Annotated in this window: 8 protein-coding genes; 5 read left to right on the top strand and 3 right to left on the bottom strand. The window is 61.7% G+C overall.

Translation table 11 applies throughout. The features are described 5' to 3' along the window. Positions 1-108: 108 nt before the first annotated feature. From BM132_RS05235 to BM132_RS05225, 3 genes are all read right to left on the bottom strand, one after another. Positions 109-4,821 (bottom strand): dermonecrotic toxin domain-containing protein, encoded by a 4,713-nt coding sequence (locus BM132_RS05235; protein ID WP_092453799.1) that lies wholly within the window; start codon positions 4,819-4,821, stop codon positions 109-111. Positions 4,822-4,963: 142 nt separating this feature from the next. After that, positions 4,964-5,683, bottom strand: a complete 720-nt coding sequence (locus BM132_RS05230) for a FadR/GntR family transcriptional regulator (RefSeq protein WP_076384441.1) — start codon at positions 5,681-5,683, stop codon at positions 4,964-4,966. A 303-nt stretch (positions 5,684-5,986) separates the two neighbouring features. Next, positions 5,987-7,723: an IlvD/Edd family dehydratase gene (locus tag BM132_RS05225; RefSeq protein WP_092453797.1), complete on the bottom strand. Its 1,737-nt coding sequence runs from the start codon at positions 7,721-7,723 to the stop codon at positions 5,987-5,989. A 193-nt stretch (positions 7,724-7,916) separates the two neighbouring features. Here BM132_RS05225 and BM132_RS05220 point away from each other — a divergent pair, with 193 nt between their 5' ends. From BM132_RS05220 to BM132_RS05200, 5 genes are all read left to right on the top strand, one after another. Beyond that, a complete protein-coding gene (locus BM132_RS05220; protein ID WP_092453795.1) occupies positions 7,917-9,239 on the top strand; it encodes an MFS transporter in 1,323 nt (440 codons plus the stop codon). 147 nt (positions 9,240-9,386) lie between these two features. Next, complete coding sequence (gene araD1 / locus BM132_RS05215; protein ID WP_092453793.1) at positions 9,387-10,379, top strand: AraD1 family protein; 993 nt, start codon at positions 9,387-9,389, stop codon at positions 10,377-10,379. Between the two features lie 13 nt (positions 10,380-10,392). Further along, complete coding sequence (locus BM132_RS05210) at positions 10,393-11,973, top strand: aldehyde dehydrogenase (NADP(+)) (protein ID WP_092453791.1); 1,581 nt, start codon at positions 10,393-10,395, stop codon at positions 11,971-11,973. Positions 11,974-12,205: 232 nt separating this feature from the next. Continuing rightward, the gene (locus tag BM132_RS05205) at positions 12,206-12,502 is read left to right on the top strand and encodes a DUF5629 family protein (RefSeq protein ID WP_177218139.1); all 297 of its coding nucleotides are present in this window, start codon (positions 12,206-12,208) and stop codon (positions 12,500-12,502) included. Then, positions 12,489-13,664, top strand: a complete 1,176-nt coding sequence (locus BM132_RS05200; RefSeq protein ID WP_092453788.1) for a lactonase family protein — start codon at positions 12,489-12,491, stop codon at positions 13,662-13,664. Before BM132_RS05205 ends, BM132_RS05200 begins: the two co-directional genes overlap by 14 nt. The last annotated feature ends 88 nt before the right edge of the window (positions 13,665-13,752 follow it).

The following is a 13,752-nucleotide window of genomic DNA, read 5'->3' as shown; positions in this document are numbered from 1 at the left end:
CTGCTGGGCAGCCCAGCGGGGATAAATCCCCTCGCCACAAAAAGCCTCAACCTGGGTTTATTTAGCGAGGGAGCAAGCTCCCTCGCCACGGTGAGTCACCCACTCCCGTCAAGGCGCCAACGGCAAGAACTTGCTTTGCGCCAACGGCCTGCCGATCTGTCCTCGGTACACATTCACCACTGCGTAAGGGCTTTTCGCCTTGGCCAGCATTGAATGGTAGTGCTCCTTGCGCTGTTCCTTGGTTTTCAAATGCGCGACGCTAAAGTCAGCTTTTGGCGTGTCTGCCGTTTCGTAATGAAAGTGCGCGTACCAGAGGGGCCAACCGTCCCGGTCATTGATGGCGTACTCCTGGAGGAAATCCTTGCGCTCGCCCTTCAAGGCTTTGCGTTCGCCGAGCTTGGCAACTTGTATCAGGTTTTTCTCGAACAGGTAGCGAAGGTTGCTGTCGGTGGGGGGCAGTTTCAGGCTCAATTCGGTGCGCAGTTCACTGCCTCGGGTGATCAGGCGCGAAACAGCGTTTGACAGTTGCTCGGTCAGTGTCTGATCGGCTGCGGTGCGCGGGTTTTTTGAGGCGGTGAAGGCTCGTTCGAGTTCTTCGGACAGTTTGCGGTAGCGACTCGCTTCGTTGCTGAGAATTTCCTCGATTTCCTGTGGGAAGCGACACTGGGTTTTATAGCGCTCGGCGTTCAACAGGCTGGTTTCCAATTGCCCGAGCAGTTTTCGTGCATCGGCCTTGATCGCCTTGACCGAGCGTGTGCGGGGAGCTGGGACTGGTCGTTGGACCTCGACGAGGTCCCAGACGTCGTCGTGTTGCGAGTAGGTGGCGAGTAGCCTGTCGTCGACTTCGGAGCGCAGCTCGACGACCTCGATCGGCAACGACGTGCCGGCCGGTTTCAGGTCGCCGATCAACACGCCGCTCTTGCGTGTCTTGATGACCTTTTTCTGCGGGCGCCCGGCAGGTGTCCTGCTACGTTTGGGCGGACGCTTGCGCGGTGCCGGCTCGGGCTTGATCTCGGCGGCCAGTTTGGCGGACACGTCTTGATAAAGGCCTTCCACCAGCCTGAACAGCCTGCCGAAATAGGACGTGTTCATGTCTGCGGCATTGAGGGCTTTCATACCCTGCATGGTATCGAGGGCCGCGCCATAGTGTTCGATCAGGCTTTCCAGAACCTCGATCTGTTCCGATGGGCTCAGTTCGTAGGTGCTCAGGTCGGACTGGGAGCGCGCCTGTTCCATCAATAACTGGGTGACGTTGTGCAGGTTCTCGGGAAGGTCGGAATCGGGGTCCTTGAAGATCAGCGCCGCCAGCGTAGGCAGTTGCAGGGCCTTGGTGGCCAATGCCGTTCGTTCACCCAACGGGCGGTCCCGGGTCAGCCGCTCGAATGCTTGTGCGCCCGCGGCATCCAGGTTCAACAGCGCTTCCAGGTAGCGGTCCCTGAGTTCCAGCCAATGGATCGAGCGATCGTTGATGTTGCTCAACGCGTCGAGGTAATCGAAATAGTCGAGAAGGTTGCCGGCGACATTCGCTTGCAGGGTCGAATAATCTTGTGTGAATTGGCCATGAGCGGCATCCAGTGCCGTCAGGTCGAACTCGTTGATCAGGAAGGCCTTGCGGGCATTGTTGACCACATTCTCCATCAAGGCGCGGATGATGCCTGGGGGCAGCTGCATATCGTGGCTGGCATATTCGGTGACGTTGTCCAGCAGCTTCAGATAGGTGTCAGTCTGCTTCTCCAGCAGCTTGTAGAAGCGTGCCCGCTTGTCCGCCCGTTGCGCCTCGCTGTAATTGCCTGCCTGGGTCCTGGTCATGACTTCCTGGGCAGTGTCGAGGGCGCGTTGCTCATCGGCCTCGCCCTTGTAGTAATTCTTCAGCAGCTCGCTCAGTTCGGCCGCGCGTTGGGTTTTGATGTCCCGCAGTTTGGCCAGGCGCTTGGGGGGCATGCCTCCACGTAGGCGCAAGCGCAGGTCAATGGACCAGTTGCCCCAGGCATCCGCTTGCAGCACCGGACCATACTGAGCCGAGTCCCGTGGGGCGAGGGGGTTGACAATGATCGCGGTGCCGTCTGGTTCCGGGGTCACCTGATACATCTTCCCATCCACCAGGGCGTGCCATGTATTGCGGATAACGTACAGGCCTGTGTAAGGGCCATATTTTGTCGGCTCCGGCATGGACGCCGGTTGGTTTACCTGGAAGCGTTGCAGGCGGGCGAGTTGCTCCGGTGTCAACCGTCGGCCCGCGCTGGCGAAACTGAGGTCAAGGTTTCTGCCGCTGCCGCCGGAGCGTTCCCCTGGCAAGGCCACGGGCCCTTCATGAATGCTCGGTGGCGCGGGTGCGGGCCACTGCTCCGAGATGATGCGCGGCGCGGGAGGGCGCATCACCTGTTCCTTGAGCGCTTCGGGCAATGGGGCCCGAGGGGGCGCACTGATGGAGGGAAACTGGACCAGCAGCATGCCGAGGTTGAGCAGCAGATCGACAGCGGCGAGTTCCCGGGTCACCGAGTCTTCGCTGCTCAGGGCCGGGATGTCCTGATTGGCGCTGGCCATCAGGTTCCATAGCCAGGCGGTGGCCATGGCCGGGCCGCGCAGCAGGGGCAACAGCAGGGTGTTGAACAACAGGCTGCCACCGTGAAGCAGAATGCCCCAGCGGCTTTCACTGTTGGACACCGAGTCCCGGTCTGCCTGAGTGACCAGAGCCCGGGCATTGCTGCCGTAGAGGTATTGCATCAATTCGCCGTTGCGCAGGAACTGCCGCAGTTCGTCGTTGACGCTGTCGACCGCCAGGGTCGCCGGCGCCGGCTTCTGGGGAAGGCTGAACTCATCGCCCTGATAGAAGCGCACGATATGGGGTTCCTGGAAGCCGCCGTTGGCGTAGATCTGGCGAGCGGCGTCGGACATCCAGGTCAATACACTCTGTTGCAGCTCTCCGGGCGCGACGATGGCTTGCAGCAATGCCTGGCGCGTCGGGTATTGCAGCAGCGAAGGCGTATAGAGCGGGCGATACAGCACATGCGGGCCAGTAGCGATATCCTCCGGCTCGATGATGAACATGTTCGTCACGGTATCAGGGTGGGCTTCAGGCTTGCGCAGGAAGGCCAGGTGGCGAATGACGACCGGAGCGCCCGCGACCCGTTGCTCATCGACGTCGGGTTTGAGCAGGGCTTCGATCAGGGCCAATCCTTGGCGGGTCATGCCGTTTTCGTGGTTGAGGATCTGCTTGAGGGCATCCAGCGGCAGTTGGGCGGGGATCTCCTCGGCGAACATCCGTTGGCGCTGGTGGGCTTGCGACACATCGTCCCACAGCTTTTGTTGCAGGTAGCGCGGGTAGGTCGTGCCGATGTCCACCTGTTCGATCAGCCCGTCCTTGCGAGTGATGAAGTCCGCCGTCAACCACATCGGTAGCGCCAGGCCCAGGCGATGGCTGAGCACCGGATCCACGCCGGGGCGGGAGACGAGGTTGTCGATCGCCAGTTCGGTCAGGCTCATCGTTCTTTTTTCGACAATCCCGGTGGTGCCGGGATAGCCCGCCGCTGCGCTGAAGGTCAGTTGCACATCATCGGGTTGGTATTGGCTGGCCTGGGCCTTGGTCGGACTGCGGTCGTTGGCCTGCTGCAGGACGTTGAGCAGGGCCTCGGCAGCGAAAGCCTTGATGTCCTGGATGTCGCTGAGAAAGGTGCGGCCCTGGTTGCGTTTCTTGGCACTGGCCAATGCCAGGCTGTATTGCTGGATCTTCGTCCGGTCGATGACGGACGCCTGTTTGAGCCAGTCGGGAATCAGGGGGGCGATCCGTGCCGCCGTTTCGGGCATCGGCTGCGGGGCGTCGAGCAGGTAGCGGGCGGGGTCGCTCAGCTCGGCATAGAGTGCCTTGAGCTCTGGCAGGCCAATCCGCGAGGGCAGTTGCACCGCCTCCAGGTCGGCCAGTTGCTGCTCCAGGATCAGGGCCGCCTGGGTCTCGAAGGCATTGCCACTGATCTCGTTACGTTGGCAAGTCACGCTGTCGACGACGTACTGGCTGGCGATCAGCGTGCCCCAGTGCTGAGTGAACGCTTCCAGGGAGTCAAAGACCTGGACAGCACCGGCAGGACTGCAAAGCAATAGGCGTGTCGAGTTGTTCTTGCAGCGGACCAACAGCATTTCGCTGCTGGTCAACACACTGCTGGAGCCGTCCCGAGTGAGCCGGGTCTCAAGGCTGTAGGCATAGACGGACGATTGGCCGTGACGCCGAAAGCGTTGTTCACGATCTGGCCATTGGACAATCTGGTCGAGGGCGTCCCGGGCCTCTTCAGAAAGGCCAGGCTGCTGCAGACCGCGGATATGCAGCAGATTTCTGAGCACATCGCTGAGCCACTGCCAGCGGCTGGTGCCGTCCTGCCTGTCGGTTTGCGGGGCGGTGTCGATGTTGGCGTTCCAGTAACGCGTCAGCGCATCCTCCAGCCCGATGGGCACGCTCCAGGGCAGTTCGAGCAGCAGCTTTTTGATGACGTTCATATCCAGCTTGCCGTCGTCTGGCGAAAGCAGCCGCGGCGGCGCGTCGGACAGGAAGCTGCGACGCCCGTTGCGATCCTTGAATTGCACAGGGGTACCCAGCGCCAGGTAGTCGAGGACGCGGGCCATGAAGGATTCGAGCAGATAGCCGCGCGAAGCTGTATCGGGCGTTGCCAGCCGGGTTTTGGAGAGGTCGAAGGCCAGTGTGGGGTATTTTTCCTTGATGGCCTGTTCGAGCATGCGTTTGGCGAACTGCTCGAAGGTCGGGCGACTGGCAAATTGCAGGCTGACGCTTTGAGCCAACGCGGGGAGAGTATTGGCCGTAGAGGGCGCGGTCATATGAAGTCCTTTTCATAAACTCAGGGCCGCCGGAAATGACGACGCGCACAGTATCGACATCCCGGTCCCGACAGGGCGGTAAATAAATACCACCTCGATGAATACCGGTTATGCCAGGCCTCGTCGGGAGTGCTTGGGGATATCAGGAAGGATCGGCGCCCAACACCACGTTCAGCGCACTGCGGGCATCGTCCAGTTGCACCAGAGTGGCATGGCGCGCACCGAGGGCGTCGCGGTTCTCGATGGCGGTGAGGATCGCCTTGTGGCGCGGCATCGCCAGTTCATGCAGGTTGGGCCGCTGGTTGGAGTGCTTGAGGGCTTCGGCGATGGCGACCGACAACATGTTGCACAGGTTGGCGAGCAGGTCGTTGTGGGTGGCGTCGGCGATGCGGCTGTGGAAGTCCAGGTCCGGTTGCAGCACGGCCTCGGGGGTCGGTGCCGCCTCCATGCGCTGGTAGGCCTCGCGGATGGCGGCGATGTCGGCATCGTTGGCGAACTGTGCGGCGAGGGCCGCGGCGGCCGGCTCGATGATGCTGCGTACGCTGGTCAGCAGATTGAAGAACTCATTTTGCGGGCTGCTTTGCATCAACCAGTGCAGCACATCGGGGTCGAGCATGTGCCATTCCCGGCGCGCCTTGACCACCGTGCCGACCCGTGGCCGCGAATACACCAGCCCCTTGGCGACCAGCACGCGTGTGGCCTCGCGCAACACCGGACGGCTGACGGCATACTCCTCGCACAACAACGCTTCGGCGGGCAGTTTATCGTCGGGTTTGAAACGCCCGGAAACGATCTGCATGCCCAGTTCCTGGACGATGCGCGCGTGCATGCTTTTGCGGTCGGAGGGTTTACGGTAGTCCATGGGATGCGGCGCGATCCTGTGCGAGGGGAGTGTTGCGCATGATAGCAGGCGCGACGGATATTCATCAGGCCAAACCCTTGGGCCTGGTGACCTTGTGGCGAGGGCGCTAGCTCCGCTGGAATGTGGTGTAGGAGCTGCCGAGTGCAACGAGGCTGCGATCTTTTGATCTTTTGATCTTTTGATCTTTTGATCTTTCGCTTGAGATTCAAGTGTTTGGGGAAAGATCGCAGCCTCGTTGCACTCGACAGCTCCTACACAGCTCCTACACAGCTCCTACGCAGTGGCTAGACAGCTTTCGTAGGGTCAGTGGGAATGACGCGGTACTTCGGCGCCGCGGCAGCCCACCAGGAAGTCGAAGTCACAGCCTTGGTCCGCTTGCAACACATGGTCGATGTACAGCTGGCGGTAGCCGCCCACCAGCAGTTGCTGCGGGGGGGCGATGTCGGCCAGGCGAGCGGCGAGTTCGGCGTCGGGGATGTCCAGATGCAGACGACCGCTGGCGCAATCGAGCTCGATCCAGTCACCTTCCTTCACCGCCGCTAGAGGCCCGCCGGCTGCTGCTTCCGGCGCCACATGCAAGACCACGGTGCCGTAGGCGGTGCCGCTCATGCGCGCATCGGAAATCCGCACCATATCCGTCACGCCCTGGGCCAGCAGCTTGGCCGGCAACCCCATGTTGCCGACTTCGGCCATGCCCGGATAACCTTTGGGCCCGCAGTTCTTCATCACCAGGATCGAGCTGGCATCGACATCCAGTTCCGGATCGTTGATCCGCGCCTTGTACTCGTCGAAGTTCTCGAACACCACCGCGCGACCGCGATGCTGCATCAGTTCGGCGGTGGCGGCGGATGGCTTGAGCACCGCCCCCAGTGGCGCCAGGTTGCCACGCAGCACGCAGATGCCGCCGTCGGCGCGGATCGGGTTGTCCAGGGTGCGGATGACTTCATCCTGGCCGTAGATCGGTGCGTCCTTGGTGTTCTCGCCGATGCTCTTGCCGTTGACGGTCAGCGCGTCCGGGTTAGGGATCAGGTTGGCTTCGCCGAGACGGCGCAGCACGGCGGGCAAACCACCGGCGTAATAGAACTCCTCCATCAGGAAGCGTCCGGACGGCTGCAGGTCGACGATGGTCGGCATGCCGCGACCGATGCGAGTCCAGTCGTCCAGGTCCAGTTGCACACCGATGCGTCCGGCGATGGCCTTGAGATGGATCACCGCGTTGGTGGAGCCGCCGATGGCCGCGTTGACGCGGATGGCGTTTTCGAAGGCTTCTTTGGTCAGGATTTTCGACAGCTTCAGGTCTTCGCGGACCATTTCCACCGCACGCATGCCGGACATGTGGGCCAGCACATAACGGCGCGCATCCACCGCCGGAATCGCAGCGTTGTGGGGCAGGGACGTGCCGAGGGCTTCGGCCATACAGGCCATGGTCGAGGCGGTGCCCATGGTGTTGCAGGTACCGGCCGAACGGGACATGCCGCCCTCGGCCGCAAGAAAATCATCGATCGTGATGGTGCCGGCCTTGACCTGTTCGCTCAACTGCCAGACCACCGTGCCCGAACCGATGTCCTGGCCTTTGTGTTTGCCGTTGAGCATCGGCCCGCCAGTCACGACGATGGCCGGCACGTCGCAACTGGCGGCACCCATCAGCAAGGCGGGCGTGGTCTTGTCGCAACCAGTGAGCAGCACCACGCCGTCAATCGGATTGCCGCGAATCGCTTCTTCAACGTCCATGCTCGCCAGGTTGCGCGTCAGCATGGCGGTAGGGCGCAGGTTCGATTCGCCGTTGGAGAACACCGGAAACTCCACCGGGAAGCCCCCGGCCTCGATCACGCCGCGCTTGACGTGTTCGGCGATCTGCCGGAAATGCGCGTTGCATGGTGTCAGCTCCGACCAGGTGTTGCAGATGCCGATGATTGGCTTGCCATGAAACTGATGGTCGGCGATGCCCTGATTTTTCATCCAGCTGCGGTACATGAAGCCGTTTTTGTCGGCGGTGCCAAACCATTGGGCCGAGCGCAGGGAGGGTTTCTTATCAGACATGATCGATTCTCTTATTGTATGACTATATGGTTTTAGCTTGCGCCTAACATAAGCGCAATTTGCTCGGTTTGGAAGTGTTGTTGGGTAAATAGTATTACTATATAGTCCGATTCAACGGAGGGATTGTCCTGGCGCTCATTGGTCAGAGAAATCCCCCAAGGTTCTATAACAACAACAATCGGAGACCGGTCCCATGAGCCAGGAATTGCGGCTTATTCGCCGCATCACGCTGAAACTGATTCCTTTTCTGATCCTGCTATACCTGATCGCCTACGTGGACCGTTCCGCCGTGGGTTTCGCCAAGCTGCACATGGGCGCCGACATCGGCATCGGCGACGCCGCCTACGGCCTGGGCGCGGGGTTGTTTTTCATTGGCTACTTCCTGCTGGAGATCCCCAGCAACCTGATGCTGGAACGCTTCGGTGCCCGGCGCTGGTTCGCGCGGATCATGATCACCTGGGGCGCCATCACCATCGGCATGGCGTTTGTACAAGGGCCTTACAGCTTCTATGTGATGCGCTTTCTGCTCGGCGCGGCGGAAGCCGGATTCTTCCCCGGCGTGCTGTACTACATCACCCAATGGTTCCCGGTTCGCCATCGCGGCAAGATCCTGGGCCTGTTCATTCTGTCTCAGCCCATCGCCATGATGATCACCGGCCCCGTCTCCGGCGGCTTGCTGGGCATGGACGGCATCCTGGGCCTGCACGGCTGGCAGTGGTTATTTATCGTCATCGGCCTGCCGGCGGTCTTGCTGACCTGGCCGGTGCTGCGTTATCTGCCGGATGGTCCGCAACAGGTGAAGTGGATGGACCAGGCCGAAAAGAACTGGCTGACCGGTGAACTGAAAAAAGACCTTGAGGAATACGGCCAGACCCGGCACGGCAATCCGCTGCACGCCTTGAAGGACAAGCGTGTCCTGCTGCTGGCGCTGTTCTATCTGCCGGTGACCCTGAGCATCTACGGGCTGGGCCTGTGGCTGCCCACGTTGATCAAGCAATTTGGCGGCACTGACCTGGTGACCGGTTTCGTGTCCTCGGTGCCCTACATCTTCGGCATCATCGGTTTGCTGATCATTCCTCGCAGTTCCGACCGCTTGAACGATCGCTACGGTCATCTGGCCGTGCTCTATGTGCTGGGCGCCATCGGCCTGTTCCTCAGTGCCTGGCTGACGGTGCCGGTGTTGCAACTGGCGGCGTTGTGCCTGGTGGCATTTGCGCTGTTTTCCTGCACCGCGGTGTTCTGGACCTTGCCGGGGCGTTTCTTTGCCGGCGCCAGTGCGGCGGCGGGTATCGCGCTGATCAACTCGGTGGGCAACCTGGGCGGCTACATCGGGCCGTTCGTGATCGGTGCGCTGAAGGAATACACCGGCAACCTGGCGTCGGGGCTGTACTTCCTGTCCTGCGTGATGGTGTTCGGCCTGGTGTTGACCGGCGTGGTGTATCGCCTGCTGGAGCGTAAGCATGTGCTGCCGGCGGATCAGTTCGCGGCCAGTGCCCGGGGGGCGACGCGTACCTGAGGTGATTGAAATCAACTGTGGGAGCGAGCCTGCTCGCGATTGCGGTCTGTCAGTCGCATCAATGTTGCTGGTCCAGCGCCATCGCGAGCAGGCTCGCTCCCACAGGGACCAGCGTGTTATTCAAGTTTTGTTTGCAGGGAGAAAAGTATGCGTTTAGTTCAGTTCGAATTGCCTAACGGCGAACGCCGGGTCGGTGTGGTCGACGGCGACCAGGTGCGGGAAGTGCAGGGCGCCGGTAGCGTGCGCGACCTGGCGCTGGCGGCCATCGAGGCGGGTGTGAAGCTTGAGCAACAAGTCAACAGCCTGGGCCTGGGCGCCGGTCATGACTACACCCGGTTGCTCAGTGAACTGCGCATTCTGCCTCCGCTGGATCACCCGGATCCGGCGCACGTGTTGGTCAGCGGCACCGGCCTGACCCACCTGGGCAGTGCCTCGGCCCGGGACAAGATGCACCAGCAGGCTGGCGACGAAAGCGCCATGACCGACACCATGCGCATTTTCAAATGGGGCGTGGAGGGCGGTAAGCCCCAGGCCGGACAGGCTGGCGTGCAGCCAGAGTGGTTCTACAAGGGCGACGGCAGCATTGTGGTCCGTCCTGGCCATCCGTTCCCACTGCCGCCGTTTGCCGAAGATGCCGGCGAAGAGCCGGAAATCAGCGGGCTGTATGTCATCGGCCACGACGGCAAGCCTTATCGCCTGGGCTTCGCGGTGGGTAACGAGTTCTCCGACCACGTCATGGAGCGCAAGAATTACCTGTACCTGGCCCATTCGAAATTGCGCAGTTGCAGCTATGGTCCGGAACTTCGCGTGGGTGAACTGCCTCAACATCTTTCCGGGACCAGTCGTATCCTGCGCAACGGCGAAGTGCTGTGGCAGAACGAGTTCCTCAGCGGCGAGGCCAACATGTGCCACAGCCTCGAAAACCTGGAGTTCCATCACTTCAAGTACAGTCAGTTCCTGCGCCCGGGGGACGTGCACGTTCATTTCTTCGGCACCGCGACCCTGTCGTTCGCCGACGGCATCCGCACCCAGCCGGGGGATGTGTTCGAAATCAGCCAGGCTGAATTCGGCGCGCCGCTGGTCAATGGCATTGCCCCGGTAGACGCGGTGTTCAACCCGGGTACTATCGGCACACTTTAAAAGGAGACTTGCGATGAACCAGATCCTTGGCCACAACTACATCGGCGGGGCGCGCAGCGCGGCCGGCCAGACCCGCCTGCAAAGCGTCGACGCCAGCACGGGCGAGGCCTTGCCCCATGATTTCATCCAGGCCACGGCAGAAGAAGTCGACGCCGCCGCCAAGGCCGCGGCTGCGGCTTATCCGGCCTACCGGAGCCTGAGCGCGGTGCGCCGCGCCGAGTTCCTCGAGGCCATTGCCGATGAACTGGATGCCCTGGGGGATGAGTTCGTGGCCGTGGTCTGCCGTGAAACCGCGCTGCCGGCGGCACGGATCCAGGGCGAGCGCGGTCGTACCAGCGGCCAGATGCGCCTGTTCGCCAAGGTTCTGCGTCGTGGCGATTTCTACGGTGCGCGCATCGACCGCGCCTTGCCGGAACGCACGCCGTTGCCACGTCCGGACCTGCGTCAGTATCGCATCGGCCTGGGGCCGGTGGCGGTGTTCGGCGCCAGTAACTTTCCCCTGGCGTTTTCCACGGCCGGTGGTGACACCGCGTCGGCCCTGGCCGCCGGTTGCCCGGTGGTGTTCAAGGCCCACAGCGGTCACATGGCGACCGCCGAGCACGTGGCCGATGCGATCATCCGTGCGGCGGAAAAAACCGCGATGCCGGCCGGTGTGTTCAACATGATCTACGGTGGTGGTGTCGGTGAGTGGCTGGTCAAGCACCCGGCGATCCAGGCCGTGGGCTTCACCGGTTCCCTCAAGGGCGGCCGGGCCCTGTGCGACATGGCGGCCGCACGTGCGCAGCCGATCCCGGTGTTTGCCGAGATGTCGAGCATCAACCCGGTGATCGTCTTGCCGCAAGCGCTGGAGACTCGCGCCGAGAACATTGCGCGTGACTTGACCGCCTCGGTGGTGCAGGGCTGTGGTCAGTTCTGCACCAATCCTGGCCTGGTGATCGGCATTCGTTCGCCGCAATTTACCGCCTTCACCCAGCAAGTGGCCGCGTTGATCGGCGACCAGGCGCCCCAGACCATGCTCAACGCCGGCACGCTGCAAAGCTACGGCAAGGGCCTGCAGAAGCTGCTGGCTCACCCAGGTATTGAGCACCTGGCCGGGCGCGAGCAGCAGGGCAACCAGGCCCAGCCGCAGTTGTTCAAGGCTGATGCCAGCTTGTTGATCAACGGTGACGAGGCCTTGCAGGAAGAAGTGTTCGGCCCGACCACAGTGTTTGTCGAAGTGGCGGACCAGACGCAACTCAGCGCTGCGCTGAACGGCCTGCATGGTCAACTGACCGCGACGATGATTGGCGAACCGGCGGATTTCGAACGGTTCAGCGAATTGACGCCGCTGCTGGAACAGAAGGTTGGCCGCATCCTGCTCAACGGTTATCCAACCGGCGTCGAGGTGTGTGATTCGATGGTCCATGGCGGGCCTTACCCGGCGACTTCCGATGCCCGTGGGACTTCGGTAGGTACGCTGGCGATCGATCGTTTCCTGCGCCCGGTGTGCTTCCAGAACTACCCCGACAGTTTGTTGCCGGAGCCGTTGAAGAACGCTAACCCGCTGGGGATCCAGCGGTTGGTCGATGGGGTGCCGGGGCGCGAGGCGCTCTGATCGCAGTCAGGCAGTTGCATTGAGGTTCAACGGGCTGCCGCCATCGCGAGCAGGCTCGCTCCCACAGTGGATGGGTGGTGAATACAAGATGTGTGTTCGCTGCAAATCCAATTGTGGGAGCGAGCCTGCTCGCGATGCGATCGGGCAGTGACAGTGCTTTCGAACCTTTGGCCCAAGGCCCACTCGCCCATTGGGTTATCATGACAACTTTCCCAACGACCGACTGATCACCATGACTGCCTTGACCGACACCCTGCTGCACGCCCTCGACTCCTGCGACATGCTGATTATCGATGGCCTGCACGCATTCAATTTTGCCCTCGACGAACAAGGCCAACTGCGCGTCGAGTGCATGAACGGTCGCACCCTCGAGCATTGGCGCTTCACGCCTGCGCAGATGGAGGCCGCGACGTTCGACAAAGCCTCGAATCACTGGATCATCACCAGCGATTCGGGTGACCACCATCTGGAGTGCGTGGAAGCGACGAGCGGCCACGCCGATGAGGACGACGAACATGAGGATGCGTAGTTTCTGGCCCTTGTTGATGGCCGGCAGCGTGGGCGCCATGGGCGTCCAGGCAGAGACCGATGAACGCCATCAACTGTTGGTGGGGTCCTATACCGCCGGCCAGAGCCAGGGCATCTACCGCCTGCAATTCGACAGCCGCAGCGGCCAGCTCGATGCCCAGCCGTTGCAAGTGATCAAGACCGACAACCCATCGTGGCTGACCCTTTCCAAGGACATGAGCCGGCTGTTCGTGGTGAATGAAAACGGGCCGGGGCAAAAAGACCCGGTGGGCAAGGTCAGCAGCTACGCCATTGACCCGAAAACCCATGAACTGAGCCTGATCAACCAGGTGCAGTCCCTGGGCAACGAGCCGACCCATTCCAGCTTCAGCGGTGATGGCCGGCATCTGCTGGTCAGCAACTATTCGGTGGTGGAAGACCCGGGCGGCACCCTGGCGGTGTTGCCGGTGGGCGCCGACGGTAAGCTGTCGCCGGTGGTGCAACTGAGCAGCCATCAACCGAGCCGGGTCAATCCCGAGCGGCAGATGTCCGCTCATGTGCACTCGGTAGTATCTTCGCCCGATGGCAAATACGTGTTCGCCAGCGACCTGGGGGCGGACAAGGTATTTGTCTACCGATATGACCCGCAGGCTAATCCCGAGCTGCCATTGACCGCCGCCGAGCCGGCATTCGTGCAACTGCCGCCGGGAAGTGGGCCACGTCATTTGCTGTTCAGTGGCGACGGCAAGCATGCGTGGTTGACGATGGAAATGACTGCCCAGGTGGCGGTGTTCGACTATCAGAATGGGCGTTTGAGCCAGCGGCAACTGGTCGACCTGGCAGCGGGTAAACCACAGCCCGGCAGAGCGGCGGCAGCGCTGCATGCCTCCAAGGATGGCAAGTTCCTGTACGTCAGCAATCGTGGCACCACCAACGAAGTGCTGGTGTTCGCCATCGACCCGGCGGCCGGCACGCTGAAAGAGCTTCAGCGCCGCTCCGCGGAGGGGGATCACCCGCGGGAATTCAGCCTCGATCCGAGCGGAAAATTCCTGCTGATCGCCAATCAGAAGAGCAACCAGATCGTGGTTGTCGAGCGTGACCCCAAGACCGGCCTGCTGGGCAAAACCGTGCAGAAGTTGGCGATGGATGCACCGAGCGACTTGAAGTTCATGGCCCCTCAGTAAAGCGCAGGCCCCGATTTTCGGGGCCTGCATCGCTGTATCAACAAGACTGATATTTGCTAGTGTTGCAAAGCATTTCAAAGCGGGACGC

This window comes from Pseudomonas sp. NFACC45 (assembly GCF_900113505.1).
Classification (GTDB): domain Bacteria; phylum Pseudomonadota; class Gammaproteobacteria; order Pseudomonadales; family Pseudomonadaceae; genus Aquipseudomonas; species Aquipseudomonas tehranensis.
Note: the sequence above shows the minus strand (reverse complement) of the source record. Positions and strands in the feature narration are given on the sequence as shown.